Genomic DNA, 21721 nt, shown 5'->3' with positions numbered 1-21721 from the left:
ATAGTTCATTGGTGGATTTAATTTGAACGTTACATTTAAATCTCTGATCTCAAAATTATCAGAGCCAAGCAATATACAGTCGCTAAACGGCATCACCCGCGGCATTGAACGAGAGTGTTTACGCGTAAATGAAGCAGGCGGTTTATCACAGAACAGCCATCCTGCAGCGTTTGGCTCAGCATTAAGTCATCAGCACATTACCACAGACTATTCTGAAAGCTTATTAGAATTTATTACGCCTGTCAGCGATAGTGCCGCCAAGGCGCAACAGCAATTGAGTGATATCCATCGCAATGTAGTTAAAAACCTTGATGGGGAATTGTTTTGGCCTTCAAGTATGCCATGCCAGGTTTGTGATGCTGAAAGTATTCCATTAGCTAAATATGGTACATCGAATACAGGTAAAATGAAGCACACTTACCGAATCGGTTTAAAGCATCGTTATGGCAGTAGCATGCAAATTATTTCAGGTCTGCATTATAATGTGTCATTACCTATTACGTTTTGGCAAACGCTTTATGATCTAAAGGATGAAACTGGCGAACTCCAAGATTTTATTTCTGATAGTTATATGGGACTTATCCGTAATTTTTACCGTCATGGTTGGTTAGTCCCTTATCTATTTGGTGCTTCTCCTGCGTTAAACCGTTCATTCTTACCGACGGAGAAACAAACACCGTTCTCAACATTGGGTGAAGACACATTATATATGCCATATGCGACATCGTTACGCATGAGTGATCTGGGTTATACCAATAATGCCCAAGATGATTTGGTTATTTGTCATAACAGGTTAGAAAATTATACCGATAGTTTGAAGAAAGCGATTAAAACAAAAGCCCCTGAATTTGCAAATATCGGTATTAAGGTTGATGGTGAGTATCGCCAGCTTAATGATAATGTTTTGCAGATCGAAAATGAACTGTACGCGCCGATTAGACCTAAACGTGTGGCTAAGTCAAATGAAAAACCGTCGGAAGCATTAGCAGCTCGTGGTATTGAGTACATAGAAATTCGTTCTTTGGATGTGAATCCATTTGTTGCTACCGGTATTACCACTGCGCAGATGTCTGTGTTAGACAGTTTATTAGTTTGGATGGCACTGCAGCCTTCAGCTCCGATGACAGCCGACGAAATGGCTATCTGTCGTGATAACAGCACGAAAGTGGTAATGGAAGGACGTAAACCTGGCTTAACATTACAATTCGATGGTAAGGAACAAGTACTTGCTGATGTTGCCACTCATATTCTTACTGAAGTACAATTGGTAGCTGGGCTATTAGATGGTGCACAACTCGCTACGGAGACTGCTGCGAGTAATTTTTCGAAAGCGGTCGCTGAACAGCAGACATTGATTAATCGTCCAGAATCATTATTGTCTGGGCAAGTGCTTACGGCAATGAAGGCACAAGGTCTAGAGCATAATGATTTTATTTTAAACTTAGCTAAAAAGTATAAAGCAGAGTTATTAGCGACAGATTATGCGTATTGGGATGATACTTATTTCAAGCAAATGCAGCAGCAGTCAGTCGTGCAACAACAGCAGATCGAGGCTGACGACAAGCTTGATTTTGATACGTTCTTAAGTGAATACTTTGCAACAACTAAAAAATAGATAAAAAAAAGAGCCTATAATTAGGCTCTAAAAAATGAAAAAACAACTCTTGCAATGAATCAGACTACGGAATTGAGTTATGGTTCATAAATAATTGTAATAGTTGGAAAATAAAAAAAAGGAGCCTTAATAAGGCTCCCAAAAAATGAAAAAACAACTCTTGCACTTAATCTGACTACAGCATCAAGCAATGGTTCATAAAATTATTATTTGTTTTTATAATAGTATATTTGATTTAAAAATTTGATATACCCCATCATCATTAACATTATTATGTCCATAAGATCAGATTTCTCATATATAAAATTATAAAAGGAAAAATAATGAAGAAAGTCGCAATTGTGACGGGTGGTAGTAAAGGCATTGGCTTAGCTATTATCAAGAAATTTACAGAAGAATCCTATCACGTATATAACCTAGATATAGAAGCGGGTTCTGTTGGTGAATTTATTGCTTGTGACATTAGTAATTCAGAGCACGTTAATGCCGCAATGTCTGCAATTATAAAAAAAGAACAGCATATTGATACATTAATTTGTAATGCGGGTATCCACCTAAATTCAAATATCGAAAACACATCAGAACAAGATTTCGATCGCCTTTTTGCAATTAATGTAAAAGGCGCTTATTTTGCGATTCAAGCTGTTTTACCTGTCATGAAGTCCCGTAAACAGGGCTCTATTGTTTTAATCGCATCAGATCAATCAGTTGTCGCACACCATAATTCATTTGCTTATAATTTAAGTAAACATGCGCTCGCCTCAATAGCAAAAACGACCGCTTTAGATTATGCCGGATATAATATCCGAGCAAATGCTGTTTGCCCAGGAACCATTGAAACACCACTATACCATACCGCTATCGATAATTATTGCGCTCGTACTGGTGCAAATAAAGACAATATCCATAAAGAAGAATCTGCACTACAACCATTAGGTCGAATTGGGCAACCAGAAGAAGTCGCCGAATTAACGTATTTCATAGCAAGTGATAAGGCCAGCTTTATTACAGGGAGTTTGCAAATGATTGATGGCGGCTATACAGCGAAGTGATGGATAATATTATTGATCCTCATATTCATTTATTTGATAGAAATAAAGGCAGCTATGCTTGGTTAAAACCAGAGAACCCTCCCTATTGGTCAGATAAAGAGATTATCAATAACGACTTTTCTGAAAATGATCTGATATTGAAGTCCCCTTTAACACTCAGTGGTTTTGTTCATATTGAAGCTGGATTTGACAATGACTCTCCTTGGCGGGAGATTGAATGGCTTGAAAGCACTATTTCATGCCGCTTTAAAAGTGTAGCTTGTATCGACTTGATGCTTGCTTCCGAAGACTTCATTGGCCATATAACAAGGCTTAAGAAATTCTCTTCTGTCATTGGAGTCCGCCATATTCTAGATGAACAAGCTCATCTATTGCTGACATCAGATGTCGCTCAAATGAACCTAGTCTACCTTGCAACAACTGGATTACATTTTGAAGCCCAGTTATCAGGGAGCGATACAAAGGGCATAAACGCATTAGTCAATGTAGCAAGACAAAATTTAGGGCTTACATTTATCATCAGCCATGCGGCTTTTGCACCTTTAGATTCCACGCATCAAACATTACAATGCTGGAAGAATGGTATGGTATCACTCGCCGCTTTTCCGAATATCGTTGTAAAAGCTTCGGGCTGGGAAATGACTCGACGAGATTATATAAATACAAATTCGATTGATACTGTAATTACAGAACTACTTTCTTTATTTGGAGAAGATCGTATTATGTTAGCGAGTAATTTTCCACTAGCCCTATTTACAACTAGTTATCAAGAACTTTGGGCTTACTACAAAGCGCTAGGCCTACCACGAGCTTTATTAGAAAAACTGTGTCATACCAATGCCAAGAGAATTTATCAGTTTTAAATGATAATCGACTCTAGAATCGATTATCATTTTCTATATTTATTTAATCTCAATGCGAGGTGATCGCATAACAAGATCATCATTAAGTTCAATTCCGATACCCGGCGCTTCAGATACTTTAAATACACCATTTTCAGGTTGAGGATCCTGAATGCACAGCTCTCGATTCCATTTCTTTATCGCATAGGTATGATGCTCATGAATAAGGAAATTGGGGATCGCGGTTTCGAGGTGTAAGGATGCAGCTGTTGCAACAGGTCCACCACATACGTGGGCTTGAATACGAACATCAAAGATGTCTGCATAATCACACACTTTTTTCGTTTCGGTAAAACCACCACATAAGCCAATATCGGGTTGAAGTACATCAATACTTTGGTCTTCTAAATATGGACGAACACCCCAACGATTATATAACCGCTCTCCACCCGCAATAGGCACTGCAACTTTATCCGCCACTTTAGCATGCAAAGAGTGGTTCAAATAATTAACAGGTTCTTCGTAATACATACAACCGAATTCTTCTGCAATTTTTCCTAGCTGAATCGCTGTAGTTGCTCCAGGTAAACTATGGCACTCAAAAATAATATCAACTTCGTCGCCTACTGCATCGCGAATTGCTTGCATGCGACTACGGTATAGTTTCATTTCTGCTTTTGAAATAATTTTAGTGCGTTCGTAATAAGTATTCCCATTTTTATCATACATAATAGGGTCAACCTTCACGGCGTCATAACCTTGCGCTACCGCTTTTAATGCCGCTTCAGCATATTCTTCTGGGTGAGATAAAGCTTTGAATTCATCATCCCAATCAAATTGTAACTGAGATGCATAAGTACGTAGTTCATCATTCACTTTACCACCTAAAAGTTGGTAAACTGGAAGATTCAGTGCTTTCCCTTTAATATCCCATAATGCGGTATCAATAGCACTCATCGCTGCATAAACGATAGGTCCTCCACCTAATCCCCAAAAACTCTCTCGTAACATACGAGACCAAAGTTTTTCTGTTTGAAAAGGGTCATGTCCAATTAGGAATGCTTCTGCCATTTCTTTAATCATATTAGCCGCAGCACTATGACCCAAATCATACGCCAAGCCTGCTTCACCGACACCACTTATTCCTTCATCTGTATGAATACGAACAAATATCGGATTCCATCCTGCACGGTCTGGGCAGTGAATATCAAATACTTCAATCCACGTAACTTTCATCTAACTCTCCCTATTATATTTTTATTACGACTATATTATTCCATAAAACTAGGATCTAATTTATAAGCCTTACGTAACATAGCTGGCCATGCAAGCTGCCCACCAGTTGAACCCGTATGAACAATGTTAGCTTGCTTATAAATATTATCTAAAATTGGTTGTGGTACAGGAGTAATATCCTGTCCAGCTGATTGGATCATTATTTGTATTTCACAAGCACGCTGTAAATCATACATACGCATAAAGGCATCACCAATAGTGGGCCCTAATGTTAAACCACCATGATTAACTAATAACATATAATTAGTATGGCCGAGATCATCCTGCAAACGCTGTTTCTCAGAACTATCCACAGCAAGCCCTTCATAAGCATGATAAGAAAGTGATGATAATGAAAACATAGAATATTGGCTGTAAGGTAACAAGCCTTGTTTTTGTGTTGCGACTGCTATCATTTCTGCTGTATGCAAATGTATAACGCAATGTGCATCTTCACGAACCTCATGAATAGCGCTGTGAATCGTAAAACCAGCAGGATTAATACTAAAAGGACTATCATCGATAATATTTCCAGCGAGATCGACTTTAACCAGGTTAGATGCGGTCACTTCATCGAACGCAAGACCAAAAGCATTAATCAAATAATGTCGCGTTCCTGGGATACGGGCTGATAAATGCGTATAAATTAAATCATCCCAGTTAAAATGCGAAACCAACCGATAGCAAGCAGCCAGATCTATTCTAAGTTGCCATTCTTTGTCGCTGACCCCATTTTTAAGATCTGGCTTAGGTAAACTAAACATACTTTAATCCTTTTTAAGTTTTTAGCTTCTTATCCTTTATATCACGCCTAAGGGACTTTGTTACAATCCTATTTTACGCGAACCACTAAAATCGGATAAGTAGCCAATGCGACATTTCTATCGGTGAAAGCACATGACATTTTAAACTTGCTTAACATGATCGTAAGCGTATGGGCAACCACACCACCATCTAATATCTGATTGAATATAATGACAGGTTTCAATGGTGCTATTTGGGTACTTTTTAGAAGAACCTATACCGTCATAAATACGTTCGTCATTGATTTTTACTTTTTTGATTAAAAATAGATTAAAATGTTGCTAGTTGTATTACAATCTGGTTTTTTATTTTGCAACGCGACCATCTAATGATTGATTTCTCTATTCTGCCCCTGTATTTAACTGCTGTTGTGGCGTTATTATTGATCCCTGGACCTAGCATGTTATTAATTGCCAGTTCAAGCTTAAACTATGGCCGAAAGGTGGGCTTTTTTACCACATTAGGTATTACCACATCAGGTATTGCTTTCACGTTGTTAGCGGCAATGGGCGTATCTGTGATGATAGCTATGAGTCCAATGGCACTTAAGACACTACATTTATTGGGCGGGTTATACCTACTTAAAATGGGGTGGGGTTGTTTACGTACTAGCTCTGTTGTCGCGCCTGAAATAGATCAAACCAATAAAATGGCTCGTTCGCTGTATCGTAAAGCGGTATTTACTAATTTATTAAATCCAAAAGCATTATTGTTCTTCGTGATGTTTTTACCACAGTTCGTGTCACCAAATATTGAAGCTTCATCTGGGGAACAAATGCTGGTGTTAGGCTTACTGCTTAATGCATTAGGTTTATTGTTTAACTTATTACTTGTGGTCACTGTCGGTACATTAGGTAAATCGCTATTAACGAACGAACGTTTCCATATCTACCAACATAAGATCATGGGGGCGGTATTTGTATTACTTGGTGTATGGCTATTAGTTTCGAAAGTACCTGCTGCAGTCGTCTAGTTGTGTATAAATTATAGTGACTTCAGACTGAACATTAATCATTTTTTATTATCTTTACCTCGTATTAGTGCTAATTTAAATGGCAGGACTAATGATAACTTTCAAAAAGGTTATCCCGCATTATGAAGTATGTTGGGTATAGGAGATGTTATGAAAGCACGACAGTTGGTTAATAAAAAAGGTTATTTGGTTGCGTTGCTTAGCTTGGTTTTGGCCGCATGCTCCACCGTTAAAGTGAGTACAGATTACGATCAAAGTGCTGATTTTACCACGTTGAAAGGGTTTAATTGGTTACCTGAATCGGCAAAAGTTGAAAAGGAAAATGCTTATCTTAATAATCGAATCATGGATGTTCGTATCACCAAAGCGATTGACAAGCAGCTTGTTGCACAAGGTTTTTCATTTTCGACTGCGCCTGATTTTTATGTGAATTACAGTATTACCTCGGAAAAGAAAACTAATATTCGTACTTATGATAATTATTCCGGCTATGGCCCAAGTTGGGGTTGGGGTGTTGGTTATGGACACCGAGGCATGTCACTGAGCGCGCACACAGAAACCCGTATTGATGAATACCAGCAAGGTAGCCTTGTTGTCGATGTGATTGACCCAACAAGCTTAGAGCTAATTTGGCGAGGCATAGGGAGTAAACGTCTACCTGAATCGACAGATGCGGCTGAAATGGATAAGTTAGTTGCAGATGTGGTGAAAAGTATCTTAAGTAAATTTCCACCTAAAGCGTCAAAATAGCTATATTACAAGCAAAAAATGAGCAACCAGTGGCTGCTCATCTTTATAACATCAAAATAGTGTCTGACTATTTTTGGTTTTCACGCGCTATAGCACGGTAACCAATATCGGTACGGTAGAAAGCACCTTCCCAATTGATTTGTGCCGCTAGCTTATACGCATTTTCTTGTGCTTCTGTTACTGTATTACCCAGCGCAGTTGCACAAAGAACACGACCACCGTTAGTCACAATGTTGTCACCTTGCAATGCTGTACCTGCATGGAACACTTTGCTTTCAGTTGAGTCCGCTTTAGGTAGGCCCGTAATGATCTCGCCTTTTGCGTAATCAGCAGGGTAACCGCCAGCCGCGATCACCACACCAACCGCAGCACGTTCGTCATAATCCGCAGTCACTGTGTCTAGTTTACCTGCAACAGCAGCAAGACAAAGTTCAACAAGATCTGATTTTAAACGCATCATGATAGGCTGTGTTTCTGGATCACCAAAACGACAGTTATATTCTAATACTTTTGCTGTGCCATCCGGTGCAACCATCAGACCGGCATATAGGAAACCAGTGTAGGTATTCCCTTCTGCTTTCATGCCATCAACCGTCGGGCGGATCACTTCATTCATCGCGAAGTCATGAACCGCTTGTGTTACTACTGGGGCTGGGGAGTAAGCGCCCATACCACCTGTGTTTGGACCTTTATCACCATTGTCACGTGCTTTGTGATCTTGGCTTGTTGCTAGCGCCAGAATATTTTCGCCATCAACCATCACGATGAAACTTGCTTCTTCACCCACTAAGAATTCTTCGATAACTACGCGTGCACCAGCATCGCCAAACTTGTTACCTTCAAGCATGTCATCAATTGCAGCAAATGCTTGCGCTTCAGTCTCAGCGATAATTACGCCTTTACCTGCCGCTAGGCCGTCAGCTTTAATAACAATTGGGCAGCCCATTTCGCTTATATACGCCTTTGCTGGTGCGATTTCAGTGAAGTTTTGGTATGCAGCTGTTGGAATATTATGACGTGCAAAGAAGTCTTTTGAGAATGCTTTAGAGCCTTCTAATTGTGCAGCACCTTGTGTTGGACCAAAGATAGCCAAACCTTCTGCTTGGAACGCATCAACAACGCCAAGTACCAATGGTACTTCAGGGCCAACAATCGTTAGTTCAATTTTGTTTTCTTGTGCGAATGCAACCAATGCTGGAATATCTTCCACTTGGATAGGTACATTCTTACATTTGTTTTCTAGCGAAGAACCAATATTACCAGGTGCGATAAATACAGTTTCAACATTTTTAGACTGAGCCGCTTTCCAACCTAGGGCGTGTTCACGACCACCGCCACCAATAATTAATACGTTCATAATGATGTTATTCCTTTTACTTTATGCGCTAATCTTGGGGGTACTCTGCGATACTTAGCAAGATTTATAATTGAATGAGAGCAGTACAGTCAGAGTTGTGTGTGTCACTACTCTGACTGTATTTTTAACTAATGTGCTTTTCCAACAGGCTTAGTGACGGAAGTGACGCATACCTGTGAAGATCATTGTCATACCGTGTTCGTTAGCCGCATCAATAATTTCATTATCACGGATTGAACCACCTGGTTGGATTACACATGTAATACCCGCAGCCGCTGCAGCATCAATGCCGTCACGGAATGGGAAGAATGCATCCGATGCCATAACTGAACCTTCAACCACAAGACCTTCGTCAGCGGCTTTAATTCCAGCAACTTTAGCACTGTAAACGCGGCTCATTTGACCTGCGCCAACACCAACCGTTACGCCATCTTTTGCGTAAACAATTGCGTTTGATTTAACAAACTTAGCTACTTTCCAGCAAAATAGTAGGTCAGTCAGTTCTTGTTCTGTTGGTTGACGCTCAGATACAACCGTCAAGTCGTCTAGGCTAACCATGCCACGGTCGCGATCTTGTACTAAGATACCGCCGTTAACACGTTTAATATCGAACTCACCGTTTTTAGCTGTCCATTCACCACATTCAAGTAAGCGAACATTTTTCTTGCTCGCAACAATTGTGCTTGCTTCAGCACTGACTGATGGAGCTATGATTACTTCCGTAAATTGACGGTCAACGATTGCTTGTGCAGTTACTGCGTCAAGTTCACGGTTGAAAGCAATGATGCCACCGAATGCTGATGTGGGATCTGTTTTAAATGCACTGTCGTAAGCACTTAAGATATCGTCACCAATAGCAACACCACATGGGTTTGCGTGTTTTACAATCACACATGCTGGTGCATCGAATTCTTTCACACATTCGAGTGCTGCGTCAGTATCTGCGATGTTGTTATAAGATAATGCTTTACCTTGTAGCTGTGTTGCTGTTGCAACAGATGCTTCAGTGGTATTTTTTTCAACATAGAATGCGGCTTCTTGGTGGCTGTTTTCACCGTAGCGCATATCTTGTTTTTTGATGAACTGGCTGTTGAATGTGCGTGGGAATTTAGATTCTTCATCACCTTCTGTGTTGTCGCCATAACTCGGAACCATAGTACCGAAGTAGTTTGCGATCATGCCATCATAAGCAGCTGTGTGTTCAAATGCTGCAATAGCAAGGTCGAAACGGGTTTTATGAGTCAGTGAGGTATTGTTTGCAGACATTTCACTTAATACACGGTCATAATCGCTAGCGTTAACGACAATTGTCACGTCTTTGTGGTTTTTAGCTGCAGAGCGAACCATTGTTGGACCACCGATGTCGATATTCTCAACGGCGTCAGCTAGGCTGCAATTTGGATTGGCAACAGTGTTGGCAAATGGGTAAAGGTTAACAACTACAATATCAATCGGGTTGATACCGTGCTCTGACATTACTTCAACATCAATATCACGACGGCCAAGAATGCCACCATGTACTTTAGGATGTAGCGTTTTAACACGACCATCCATCATTTCTGGATGGCCTGTATAGTCAGAAACTTCTATTACTGGGATGTCATTTTCAGCTAATAATTTAGCTGTCCCGCCAGTAGATAATAATTCGACGCCTTGTTCTACTAGGCCGCGAGAAAATTCTACAATACCAGTTTTATCAGACACACTGATAAGTGCACGGCGAATAGGTCGAGCGTTGTCCATTTTACGATTACCTCAAAGTACATTTTTATAGAAGGATGTTTTCGGAAAAGGTCGCTTGGCCTTTTACGGAAACATCCTGCACTATGTTCCTTTTATATCGACTAACTTTAAGAAGCAATTTGCTTGTTAAATAGCTTTAGATATATAACGTACCGCAGATGGGGGGCATTCTAACTGAAAATTAATTAATTGTGTCGATTTTTTTAATAAAAATTCACGAACAGCATTTTTATGCTTTTAATTTAACGACGTAAGTATAATCGAGGTATATTAACGAATTATATACCTGTCGTAGACGCTAGCTTTTGTATTGCATTGTAATTTAACGTTTTTTCTTTTTGTGCCAGATCTTATCTTCTTTGCCTTGCAGCAGACGCATAATATTGTCGTAGTGACGCCAAATAATAAGGCAAGATAGCATGGCAACGGGTAGGGTATATTGGGCTTTAAAAATAAGAGTGTAAATTGGCGCGAAGAGAGCAGTAAAAATAGCAGCCATTGACGAATAGCCAGTAACGGCCAAGGATAGCCCCCAGCTCAATACAATTGAGGCTCCTAAATCAAGACCTATGGTCAGTAGCGCGCCAAATGCAGTTGCAACCCCTTTACCGCCTTGAAATTGAAAAAAAATGGGGTAAATATGACCTAGGCAAGCTGCGATTGCGATGAGTCCGAGAGAAAATGGCGTGAGGTTTAAATACCAAGCGACCCAGACCGGTAGTGCGCCTTTTAACATATCAAAAAAGAGAACTAAGCCTGCGGCGAATTTGTTTCCAGTACGTAATACATTGGTTGCGCCCGGGTTTAGTGAACCGTATTTTCGTGGATCAGGTAAGCGAAACAGCTGGCAAATAAGGATCGCTGAAGAAATCGAGCCTAGCAGATAGGCGAAAATGATAAAGATTAAGCTCAATAGGGTCATTACTGATTAATTCTTCTCTAGGTTTGCTGTATTATTGCATTATTATATCCATTAATAAATTACGTGCTGTAACAAGGCTTACAATTACGTAGTTTATTTTAGATATAAATAAAAATTGAGAAACCTATCATACGCGTTTTTTATTCGCGAGGGTATCCGACCTCTATCAAGTTTACTACGGACGAGCTCATGGACATTGTATTTATTGAAAAATTGGAAGTTTTTACCACGATCGGTGTATATGATTGGGAAAAAAAGATCATTCAACGGTTAGTATTTGATTTGAAAATGGCACATGATAATCGCCCTTCAGCACTGACTGATGATATTACCAAAGCATTGGATTATTCTGCCGTATCTAAGTTAGTGACTGACTTTGCACAAAACAATATTTTTGAGTTGGTTGAAACAATGGCAGAGCAAGTTGCTGAACTATTAATGACAACATTTGGTATACCTTGGATTAGCCTCAAACTGAGTAAACCTGGTGCTGTCGCAAATGCGGCAACGGTTGGTGTATATATTGAACGTGGCCAGCGTGATGGAACGCTAGCGTAATGGCTTTAGTGTATATCGGCATCGGCAGTAACATTGATAAAGAATATCATGTCGCGAATGCGCTACGTGATCTTGATAAGATGTTTGATGACTGTCGTATTTCTCCTATTTTCGAAAGTGCGGCTGTCAATTGCACGGGTGATAACTATTACAATTTAGTGGTGGAATTTACCACATCGTTATCGCTTAGCGAATTAATGCAGTGTTTAAAAGATCTTGAAATCACACATGGACGTAAAGCGACTGATCGTCGTTATGCACCCCGAACCTTAGATTTGGATTTATTGTTATTCGACAATATCATCCAATCTGAAACGCCTATTTTACCTCGCGCTGAAATTCTTTATCATGCTTTTGTATTATGGCCGCTTGCCGAACTAGCTCCGGATTTACGTCATCCGGTGTCTGGTATTTCAATGGCTGAATTATGGCGTGACTTTGACAAATCAACACAGGTACTCATGCTCGCTAAGTGGCAATGGCCGAAAATAGCTGAGCTGGCTTAGACGTTATAATGAGCAAGGTTAATGCGAATTATTTATAGTATTAACCTGTATCTTTAAACCTATTTATTTTTAACTATTACAATAAAGGAAATATGAATGAGTACTTTGGAAGTGATCGTTCTGGCATTGATTCAGGGACTCACTGAATTTTTACCTGTATCAAGCTCTGCTCACCTTATCTTACCGTCACAATTACTTGGATGGGAGGATCAAGGTCTTGCTTTTGATGTTGCTGTACATATAGGTACATTATTAGCGGTACTTATTTATTTCCGTGAGGAAGTTGGCGCTATGGCTGTGGCTTGGGTGCGTTCTCTGTTTAAACATGAACACACGAAAGACAGTCAGCTAGCATGGTGCATACTATTAGCAACCATTCCGGCTGCGTTAGTCGGCTTCTTTGGCAAAGATTTAATTGAATTATATTTGCGTAGTACCACGGTGATCGCCACTACTACGATTATCTTTGGCTTGTTGTTATGGTGGGCTGATGCTAATGCCACGCAAATAAAAGATGAATATAAAACTGGTTGGAAAGGGGCATTAATCATTGGTGTTGCACAAATGTTGGCGTTAGTTCCGGGTACTTCTCGCTCGGGAGTGACGATTACTGCAGGTTTAATGTTAGGGCTTAGCCGTAGTGCCGCAGCACGCTTCTCATTCTTAATGTCGATCCCGATTATTGCAATGGCAGGTGGTTATTTAACACTGAAATTAGTACTGAATGGTGATGTCGTTGAAACCCTGCAAGCGGGTGAAATCATTACGACAGTACGCGCTGTTGATTGGTTTGCTATGGGCTTAGGCGTTGTTATTTCTTTCTTTAGTGCTGTAGCCTGTATCCATGTATTTTTGAAAGTACTAGAAAAATTAGGCATGTTCCCGTTTGTTATCTACCGTCTACTTTTAGGCGCTGGTCTGTTCTATTTAATCTATACTCAAGGGCTTTAACTTCCTCGATTAGCATTAAGACTAAAGATGAAAAGGCTGTTACCTGTGAGGTAGCAGCCTTTTTTGATCTTACATGTTAACCATCATTTATGACCAGTGCTCATTGAGATCGTAATGTGGTTAATGCAGCAATACGTTGTGTTGTTAATTGCTGTTTGATTTCCGCACCACGGAATCCAGCTGCAATGATCGGTTGTACTGCAATATCACAAGCCGCATTAAGCATTTGTGTCAGGTATTGAGTCGGTTGATATTCATCGGGTAATTTACAGACTTTACTGCTTGAACAGGTTAACAATATTTGCTGAAAACGTTCAGGTTTACGCCATGCATCAGTATTATCGAAAAGGCTGATAATATCAGTAGGCTCTAAGGTTAGAGCGCTGTGAATGTTTTCTTGTTGTGCGCTAACCAGCAACGCTAAATCTCGGTGTTCGTTAGGCACTTTACAGCGTTTGGCCAGTGCTTTAATACTAACTTGAGAATTATCAAGCTTCTGCATCAATGCAGCAAAGCGAATGGCTAAATCAGCCGAAAGTAATGCAGTTTGCTGTAGCTGAATTAAGGCTTGCTGGCCGACAGTTGTAGTCTCATTATAACCTTCGCTATGTATACGCTCAAAGAGGGCATCGAGTTCGGGTAAGATAACTGCTAATGCGCCAATTTCATTTAAGACGTGGAAAAATATTTCTGGATTGGCTGCTGATAATGTCTTTTCAACTTCTTGCCATACGCGCTCGGGGGTTAATTCAGCAAGATCACCTGCCTGTGTCATGCCCTGCATTAACGTCAGTGTCTCATTAGCGATAGTAAAGCCAAGATGGTGAAAACGTGCGGCAAAACGGGCTACGCGTAGGACGCGTAATGGATCTTCACTGAAGCTTTCTGAGATATGACGCAGTATGCGATTATCTAAATCTGCTCTGGCATTAAGTGGGTCGATGGTTTGGCCGTTCATATCTTCAACCATAGCATTAATGGTCAGGTCTCGGCGTACAAGATCTTGCTCAAGCGTCACATCGGGTGCTGCATAGCAGGTAAAACCTGTATACCCTGAACCACTTTTTCGTTCGGTTCGTGCCAGTGCATATTCTTGCTTACTGCTTGGGTGTAGGAATACAGGGAAATCTTTACCGACTTGCTGATAGCCTTGTTCTAGCATTTCTGCGGGTGTTGCACCAACAACAACAAAATCTTTATCTTTTACCGGTAGAGATAATAATTTGTCTCGAACGGCTCCGCCAACTAAATATATTTGCACTAAACAACCCCTGTTACTTTACTTTAATGATAGCTTTAAGATAATTACATGGTATTTTTTAAGTATACCTTACCGAATAATAAATTCGATCTTTGCTGTCAATTGTGGAGATTTACTTGCGGTAACTCAGTTTCAGTTGATGGTTAATGAGCACTACAACTTATTTTATGAATAAAGTAGTATTTTTATCGCCTATTTTTGACATTTTGTTGTCTAGCTATTAACGTGAAGCATCAACTATAGGATGATAATCATAGATGTATACTGAGTTTTTTCATTTAAAAGAAATGCCTTTCTCTATTGCTCCCGATCCTCGTTTCTTTTTTATGAGCGATAGGCATAAAGAGGCACTGACACACCTGACTTATGGATTACAAGGTGCGGGTGGATTTGTCATGTTAACCGGTGAAGTGGGAACCGGTAAAACCACAGTTTCACGTGCATTAGCAGAGGGCTTAACGAATGACACGATCCTGGGTTATATTCATAATCCTGCAATAAGTGAGCTGGAGTTACTCGCGACGCTTTGTGATCAATTTAAGCTAGACTATGATAATAATGAGCTGAGTTTAAAGGTGCTCTTTGATTTATTACATCATTATCTACTCAGTAATTGTCAGCAACATAAATCCTGCGTGGTTATGATTGATGAAGCGCAATTATTATCCACGAAAGCATTGGAACAACTACGTTTGTTAACCAACCTCGATGTTGACCATAAAAAGCTATTACACATAGTGTTAATTGGCCAACCTGAGTTACAGCAAAAACTAAAACAGCCTGAGTTACGCCAACTCGCGCAACGTATTACCGCTCGTTATCATTTATTGCCTTTAACAGAATCTGAATTAACCAGTTATGTGGCGTACCGTTTAAGTATCGCATCCGGTAATCCAGGCTTATTTAACACCAAAGTATTAAAGCGTATTTACCAACATACTGCAGGTATCCCGCGTTTAGTTAATTTGGTGTGTGATAAAGCCTTGTATTATGCGTTTAAAGAAAATGCCAATAAAATTACTCCACAACATGTACAAGAAGCCGTTAATGCGGTCGTTGTTACTGGGACAAGCAAATCCAAGTCCAGTAAAGTAGGCTTATTTGCGGGTGCATTAGCCATGGTATTAATAGGTTTTGGTTTGGCTGGTTTTCAGCTGGGGTTATTTGATCGCCTAATAGATAAAGCGCCAACGACACAAGTAGTGGTAGTCAATGACACGGCAGACAAGAACGAGGTAAATAAACTTGTCATAGATGAGGCACCTCCTGTTATGAATGAGGTCATATCTGATAAGGCGTTATTAGCGAATATTAATTCTGCACGACAAAGCAGTGCAGCTACTCAGTTTTTATATAAAGAGTGGGGCTATGATATTGCATTGAACGATGCGACTTGTCGTAATGCGCAATATGCGAAATTACGTTGTCTGCAGCGACAGGGTAATTATGCACAATTAGTACAATATAACTTACCTGCTGTCGTCCGTTTACTGGATAACCTCGGTGAAGATTATTACGCAACCTTGTTGAGTATTACGTCATCAGGTGTGGAGTTACAATTAAACAACAGCCATTTATTGGTGAGCCAAGCTTGGTTTGAAAAATATTGGAGTGGTGATTTCACATTATTCTGGACTGCACCAAGTCGTTTTAAAAATAGCTTAAAACAAAATGATAAAGGCACACTAATACGCTGGTTAGATCGTAACGTGAGCGCAGCGCTTGGTGAAAAAGCCTTATCAGGTACGAGGTTTGATGCGATATTAATGAAAAAGGTGATACGTTTTCAACAACAGGCTGGTTTAACCGCTGATGGAATTGTTGGTCCTCAAACTATGATGACAGTTGTCCATTATGCTGATAGCACAGTGCCTAAATTGAATGTGGCAACACATATTCCGGAGAAAAAATGAGCCTTGCAGTTGGTAAAATCCTAAGTCTATGCAGTATCAGTGTAAGCTTAGCGGTGAGTGTATTATGGAGTCCAGCCTTGTTTGCAAACGACAATGCTCGTCATAATATAAATGTAACAAGGCCTGTTTTAACGGGCGTTGAACAAACCGATCCGCTGACTATTTTAAAGTTACCTGATATTGAGTTTGAACACCCATTATCTGCAGTTAATATTCCGGTAACGCCTTCTGTATCACCTTCATCAGAACAGTTACCTGCAGTGATTGTACCGAGTAGCAAGCCAGCAGTGAAAGAGGCTCAAGCTTCTGAGCTATTAACGATGAATGATGAGTTAGCTAATGAGCAGGTGTCAGCCGAACTACTTGCTAAATTTAATCGGGCGTTAACGGCGACAAGTGATACTGATAGCATACCTGCTAAAGTGATAGCAGAAAGTTACAATGCTGTCCCTATTAAGGACTTACCCGCACACTTACGTGCGCAAATCCCTAATATTAGTTATAGCTCGCATGTGTATTCGTCGAAACCACAAAATCGTAGCGTGCGTCTTAATAACCGAGACTTACGTGAGGGAAGTTGGTTGAGTGATGATGTTGAGATTTTAGAGATATTGCAAAATGAAGTGATTATGCGCGTCGGTGCGCAGAGCTTTAGTCTCCAAGCGTTATCTGATTGGTCTGCATAATCTCATTGCGCGGACAGTCTAAATGAGCAAGGAAGTCGTTAACTACATCCTTGCTTATCATCATCTTATTGTTTCGCTAATTTATTAATCACATTATCTGCTTCTGTCATAATACGATCTACGATAATAGCTACACTTGGTACATCATTAATCAATCCTTGCGATTGACCAATAAATTGCACACCAGTAGTTAAATCACCATTAATGGTAGCAGCTTCTAGTTTTTCAGTTGCAGCACCGAAATATGACAATTGCTTAATTTTATCGAATTGCACAAAGACGCCAGCGACTAATTTCAAAAACGGTAAATCGACCATTTTAGCGGCCTTTACCGATTTAAATAAGGCTAAGACAAAATTCATTGGCTTTTTGGTTGCTTTAATAGAAGCTGGCGTTTTTAAAACGCGGGCATAGAGACCATCAAAGTTTTTCGAATAGATAGTATCGTTTTCAGATTTGCTAGTAATGATTTGTTTAACGTTATTATGCAAAGCACTTTCTTGGCTGGTGGCAAAACGGGAGCCCATTGCAACCCCTTCAGCACCAAGTGAAAGAGCGGCAATTAAACCTCTACCATCAGCAAAACCTCCAGTCGCGATAATTGGAATATCTACGGCGCTGGCAATCGCGGGAACCAATACTAGTGAGGTGACATCGCCACCGTGCGCGGCAGCTTCATGGCCTGTTACCATCAAGGCATCGGCGCCAATCGATTGTGCAGACTTCGCATGTTTCTCATTAACGACAGTGGCAATAACTTTACCACCATAAGCGTGAACCTGTTCGACGATCCAATCACCTTTACCAAGTGAGAAGTTAATCACGGGTACTCGTTCTTCAATACCTATTTTGGCATTTTCTTTCGCTCCTGGCATAAGTAAGGTAGCGCCAATACCGAATGGTTTGTCAGTAAGCTCACGGATCTTTTTGATTGCTGTGCGGGTTTCTTCTTGGCTCAATGGTCCTGTTGCTAAAATGCCTAAACCACCGGCATTGGAAACTGCCGCAACAAGTTCTGGTTTTGATATCCAACTCATACCAGGTAAGACGATAGGGTGCTCAATTCCTAATAATTCTGTAATCCGTGTTTTCATCACTTTATCCCAAAGATGCAAAAAGGTTGGAAAATAAATTAGCATAAATGCACTAATACATACAGATGTTAATAATATGTTTATTTTTAACAAAGTTATTTATCGATAAGTTTTAACTATTGCAACTTTAGTTTGGGTATGTTCTGTGTATTTTATATCCACAATATTATCTGCTGGATAGATAGAATTCCATGTGTAAGACATCGACTATGTGGACGTCGGGATATAGTCGTTACGTCACTGTGTTTATCTCAGTATTAGACCTAGTCTTACACTCGTAAAAAATACCAATTTATATATATATCAACAACTTGTTGGTTTTCGTGTTTTTTTTCTTGTAAATTTATGTAATTTAATTGAATTTCCGCGATTGTTGCTCAGGCTTAATGACGTATATTTATAAGCACAAGGACGGAGCAGGAACATCTTCAGGAAGAAGACCAAAGGATTAAGTTGCAGGACGCGACACAAGGACAGCTTCAGGAAGAAGACCAAAGGATTAAGTTGCAGGACGCGACACAAGGACAGCTTCAGGAAGAAGACCAAAGGATTAAGTTGCAGGACGCGACACAAGGACAGCTTCAGGAAGAAGACCAAAGGATTAAGTTGCAGGACGCAACACAGAAATAAATCAGGATCGATTTATTGTGCTAGGAAGGCAAAAGGACACTCCGACGGATTGGGAAGTGGAAATTTAATGGAATGAATAGAGTCAGGATTTAGCAGGGGTGCTACACGTTTCATGGATTGAAAATATAGACTTTAGGGCGGCACAGTGTGCCGCCTTTTCTATATCTGGAGTTTAATATAAGCAGCGCTATATAACTTACCACCAACTAATTTTTCTGACATAACCCATCTCACTTCAACCATCTATATAACCTTACTTCTTACCTTTAGGTCTACTTATAGATGTATATGGTATGTTTGTTTTAACAGCATTATTTATCGCTATATTTTAAGTTTTACAACTTTAGTTTGGGTATATTCTGTCTATTTTAAATAAACAACATTATATACTGAGCTGGCAGGCTTCAATGTGTAAGATATCGACTATTTGTGGTGAGGGATATAACCGTTACATCACTGTGTTTATCTCGATGTTAGACCTAGTCTTATACTCGTGCTTCACGGTTATACTTATTTTTATCAATGGCTTATATTTTTACTTGTGTGTGATCTTGTAAAAGATTGTAATTTAATTGAATTTACGTGCTTCTTGCGAAACGTTAATGACGTATATTTATAAGCACAAGGACGGAGCGGGAACATCTTCAGGAAGAAGACCAAAGGATTAAGTTGCAGGACGCGGCACAAGGACAGCTTCAGGAAGAAGACTAAAGGATTAAGTTGCAGGACGCGACACAAGGACAGCTTCAGGAAGAAGACCAAAGGATTAAGTTGCAGGACGCGACACAAAGGACAGCTTCAGGAAGAAGACTAAAGGATTAAGTTGCAGGACGCGACACAAGGACAGCTTCAGGAAGAAGACCAAAGGATTAAGTTGCAGGACGCGACACAAAGGACAGCTTCAGGAAGAAGACCAAAGGATTAAGTTGCAGGACGCGACACAAGGACAGCTTCAGGAAGAAGACCAAAAGGATTAAGTTGCAGGATGCGACACAAGGACAGCTTCAGGAAGAAGACCAAAGGATTAAGTTGCAGGACGCGACACAGAAATAAATCAGGATCGATTTATTGTGCTAGGAAGGCAAAAGGACACTCCGACGGATTGGGAAGTGGAAATTTAATGGAATGAATAGAGTCAGGACTTAGCAGGGTAGCTACAAGTTTCATGGATTGAAAGTATAGACTTAGGGCGGCACTGTGTGCTGCCTTTTCTATATCTGGGATTTAATAAATACACAATTCAACGCTTTTCTATTCAATACTCGCCTACGAATTAACTATCGACATGACTTATCGTATACAGACCCAATTTATGTTTGAAAATTTAATATCAATATCTAATATTGAGATACAAAAAAGGCGCTAAATAAATTTAACGCCTTTTTTAATCAAGCTAATTTAAGCTATCGTCTGTTTAGCGATTACTTGCTTTTAGACTTATTTTTCTTGGTGCGTTTTTTAGCTTTAAGCTTCGCTTTCGCTGATACTTTATTTTTACCAGTCGCCGCTACTTTCGCTTTTTTCTTGGTTTTCGATATTGCAATTTTATTGTTTGGCTTCAAACCTTGAATTACACGACGCTTAATTGTTTCTTCAGTGTAACGTTCAATTTTACCAAAGATACGTAGATCATGCGCTTCCACTAATGAAATTGCTGTACCTTTCTTACCCGCACGTGCTGTACGACCAATACGGTGGACATAAACTTCAGCACTACGTGGTAAATCAAAGTTAAATACATGACTTACATCTTGAACATCAATACCGCGAGCGGCGACGTCAGTAGCAATTAGTACTTTTACTTTATCGTTTTTAAATTGATTTAATGAACGAGTACGTTTTGCTTGATCCATCTCTCCACGTAAATAAGCACACGGAATACCTTGAGACTGTAAATAGCTTACTAATTCAGCCAAACGTTCACGAGTTTTTACAAATACGATAGAACGAGTTGTGCTTTCGTCGCGTAACCAATGCACTAACAAGGCTTGCTTGTGTGCATGATTATCAACGTGATGCATTAGTTGGTGAATTTTTGCTTTTTCTTTACGTGAAGGATTAGCTGTAAATTTAGCTGGCTCTTTCAATAGTTCTTCAGCAAAACGCTCAATACCACGACCTTCTAGGGTCGCAGAAAATAGCATTGTTTGTTGACGACGAGTCATTTCATCAGTGATTTTTTTCACGTCATCATAGAAGCCCATATCTAACATACGGTCTGCTTCATCTAGAATCAGTACTTCAACGGCTGCGCATTCAAATGCATCACGACGGATATATTCTAATAAACGACCCGGTGTAGCGATGACAATATCAAGACTATTTTTTAATACTTCAGCGTGTAGCGCATAATCAACACCACCCGTTACCATCGATACTTTATGGTCAGTATAGGCAGCTAGCATTTTAGCTTGTTGGAATACTTGACTCGCGAGTTCTCGCGTTGGCGTCAAGATAAGTACTCGTCCAGGGCCTAATTCGCGACGTGGAAAGTCAAGAAGATGCTGAACAGCTGGTAATAAAAATGCCAGCGTTTTACCTGTACCTGTCGGTGCAGATGCAAGGATATCTCTACCTTCCATGGCAGTTGGCAATACTTGCTGTTGAATCAATGTTGGTTTAACAAGATTATTATCAGTAAGTGCTGCAATTAATTCAGGGTCTAGATCGAGACTTTCGAAGTCCATAAAACTACCGTATACAAGAGGTTAAAAAGGAAGATGAAGTTATCATTTGCTGTATTTAAACAAAGACACGTCAAATTTTTGAGCGCTAATCGGCCATTATGG

At 40.0% G+C, this 21721-nt stretch carries 19 protein-coding genes; 11 read left to right on the top strand and 8 right to left on the bottom strand.

Going from position 1 to position 21721, the window contains the following annotated elements:
* Positions 1–22 precede the first annotated feature (22 nt).
* The 3 genes from gshA (at position 23) to HWV03_RS19680 (ending at position 3530) form a co-directional block, all read left to right on the top strand.
* Positions 23–1615, top strand: a complete 1593-nt coding sequence (gene gshA / locus HWV03_RS19690; RefSeq protein WP_211677523.1) for a glutamate--cysteine ligase — start codon at positions 23–25, stop codon at positions 1613–1615.
* 323 nt (positions 1616–1938) lie between these two features.
* On the top strand, positions 1939–2667 hold the full coding sequence (locus tag HWV03_RS19685) for an SDR family NAD(P)-dependent oxidoreductase (protein WP_211677516.1): 729 nt from the start codon (positions 1939–1941) through the stop codon (positions 2665–2667).
* Positions 2667–3530, top strand: coding sequence for an amidohydrolase family protein (locus tag HWV03_RS19680; RefSeq protein ID WP_211677514.1), 864 nt, complete (start codon positions 2667–2669; stop codon positions 3528–3530). The genes HWV03_RS19685 and HWV03_RS19680 overlap by 1 nt, the downstream gene beginning before the upstream one ends.
* A 39-nt stretch (positions 3531–3569) precedes the next feature.
* On the opposite strand, the gene HWV03_RS19675 is transcribed toward HWV03_RS19680, so the two are convergent.
* Positions 3570–4745, bottom strand: a complete 1176-nt coding sequence (locus tag HWV03_RS19675; RefSeq protein WP_211677512.1) for a mandelate racemase/muconate lactonizing enzyme family protein — start codon at positions 4743–4745, stop codon at positions 3570–3572.
* A gap of 35 nt (positions 4746–4780) precedes the next feature.
* A complete protein-coding gene (locus tag HWV03_RS19670; protein WP_211677510.1) occupies positions 4781–5548 on the bottom strand; it encodes a class II aldolase/adducin family protein in 768 nt (255 codons plus the stop codon).
* Positions 5549–5916: 368 nt separating this feature from the next.
* On the opposite strand from HWV03_RS19670, the gene HWV03_RS19665 reads away from it, so the two are divergent.
* Positions 5917–6561, top strand: coding sequence for a LysE family translocator (locus HWV03_RS19665; protein WP_211677508.1), 645 nt, complete (start codon positions 5917–5919; stop codon positions 6559–6561).
* 150 nt (positions 6562–6711) lie between these two features.
* On the top strand, positions 6712–7311 hold the full coding sequence (locus HWV03_RS19660) for a DUF4136 domain-containing protein (RefSeq protein WP_211677506.1): 600 nt from the start codon (positions 6712–6714) through the stop codon (positions 7309–7311).
* Positions 7312–7378: 67 nt separating this feature from the next.
* Here HWV03_RS19660 and purD read toward each other — a convergent pair whose 3' ends face one another.
* The 3 genes from purD to plsY all read right to left on the bottom strand — a co-directional run bounded on the left by purD (position 7379) and on the right by plsY (position 11333).
* Entirely contained in the window at positions 7379–8668 is a 1290-nt protein-coding gene (gene purD, locus HWV03_RS19655) for a phosphoribosylamine--glycine ligase (RefSeq protein ID WP_211673122.1), read from the bottom strand.
* Between the two features lie 150 nt (positions 8669–8818).
* Complete coding sequence (gene purH, locus HWV03_RS19650) at positions 8819–10411, bottom strand: bifunctional phosphoribosylaminoimidazolecarboxamide formyltransferase/IMP cyclohydrolase (protein WP_211677504.1); 1593 nt, start codon at positions 10409–10411, stop codon at positions 8819–8821.
* Positions 10412–10733: 322 nt separating this feature from the next.
* Positions 10734–11333, bottom strand: coding sequence for a glycerol-3-phosphate 1-O-acyltransferase PlsY (plsY, locus tag HWV03_RS19645; protein WP_211673120.1), 600 nt, complete (start codon positions 11331–11333; stop codon positions 10734–10736).
* A 189-nt stretch (positions 11334–11522) separates the two neighbouring features.
* On the opposite strand from plsY, the gene folB reads away from it, so the two are divergent.
* The 3 genes from folB to HWV03_RS19630 all read left to right on the top strand — a co-directional run bounded on the left by folB (position 11523) and on the right by HWV03_RS19630 (position 13348).
* The gene (gene folB / locus HWV03_RS19640; protein ID WP_067041533.1) at positions 11523–11891 is read left to right on the top strand and encodes a dihydroneopterin aldolase; all 369 of its coding nucleotides are present in this window, start codon (positions 11523–11525) and stop codon (positions 11889–11891) included.
* Positions 11891–12397, top strand: a complete 507-nt coding sequence (folK, locus tag HWV03_RS19635; protein WP_211677503.1) for a 2-amino-4-hydroxy-6-hydroxymethyldihydropteridine diphosphokinase — start codon at positions 11891–11893, stop codon at positions 12395–12397. The genes folB and folK overlap by 1 nt, the downstream gene beginning before the upstream one ends.
* Positions 12398–12493: 96 nt before the next feature.
* The gene (locus tag HWV03_RS19630) at positions 12494–13348 is read left to right on the top strand and encodes an undecaprenyl-diphosphate phosphatase (RefSeq protein ID WP_211677501.1); all 855 of its coding nucleotides are present in this window, start codon (positions 12494–12496) and stop codon (positions 13346–13348) included.
* A 100-nt stretch (positions 13349–13448) separates the two neighbouring features.
* Here the strand turns inward: HWV03_RS19630 and HWV03_RS19625 are convergent, their stop codons facing one another.
* Positions 13449–14609: a multifunctional CCA addition/repair protein gene (locus HWV03_RS19625; protein WP_211677499.1), complete on the bottom strand. Its 1161-nt coding sequence runs from the start codon at positions 14607–14609 to the stop codon at positions 13449–13451.
* A 257-nt stretch (positions 14610–14866) separates the two neighbouring features.
* Here HWV03_RS19625 and HWV03_RS19620 point away from each other — a divergent pair, with 257 nt between their 5' ends.
* Both HWV03_RS19620 and HWV03_RS19615 read left to right on the top strand, forming a co-directional pair.
* On the top strand, positions 14867–16522 hold the full coding sequence (locus tag HWV03_RS19620; RefSeq protein WP_211677497.1) for an ExeA family protein: 1656 nt from the start codon (positions 14867–14869) through the stop codon (positions 16520–16522).
* Complete coding sequence (locus HWV03_RS19615) at positions 16519–17208, top strand: general secretion pathway protein GspB (protein WP_211677495.1); 690 nt, start codon at positions 16519–16521, stop codon at positions 17206–17208. The genes HWV03_RS19620 and HWV03_RS19615 overlap by 4 nt, the downstream gene beginning before the upstream one ends.
* A gap of 65 nt (positions 17209–17273) precedes the next feature.
* Here the strand turns inward: HWV03_RS19615 and HWV03_RS19610 are convergent, their stop codons facing one another.
* Positions 17274–18302, bottom strand: coding sequence for an NAD(P)H-dependent flavin oxidoreductase (locus HWV03_RS19610; RefSeq protein WP_211677494.1), 1029 nt, complete (start codon positions 18300–18302; stop codon positions 17274–17276).
* Between the two features lie 453 nt (positions 18303–18755).
* Here HWV03_RS19610 and HWV03_RS19605 point away from each other — a divergent pair, with 453 nt between their 5' ends.
* Positions 18756–18932 carry a hypothetical protein gene (locus HWV03_RS19605; protein WP_175545866.1) on the top strand — a complete coding sequence of 59 codons (177 nt, stop codon included), beginning with the start codon at positions 18756–18758 and terminating at the stop codon, positions 18930–18932.
* A 1421-nt stretch (positions 18933–20353) separates the two neighbouring features.
* On the opposite strand, the gene srmB is transcribed toward HWV03_RS19605, so the two are convergent.
* The gene (gene srmB / locus HWV03_RS19600; protein WP_211677493.1) at positions 20354–21619 is read right to left on the bottom strand and encodes an ATP-dependent RNA helicase SrmB; all 1266 of its coding nucleotides are present in this window, start codon (positions 21617–21619) and stop codon (positions 20354–20356) included.
* Positions 21620–21721: the final 102 nt, after the last annotated feature.

The sequence above is a fragment of the Moritella sp. 36 genome, from assembly GCF_018219415.1.
Lineage (GTDB): Bacteria > Pseudomonadota > Gammaproteobacteria > Enterobacterales > Moritellaceae > Moritella.
This window is presented reverse-complemented; position numbering and strand designations above follow the sequence as displayed.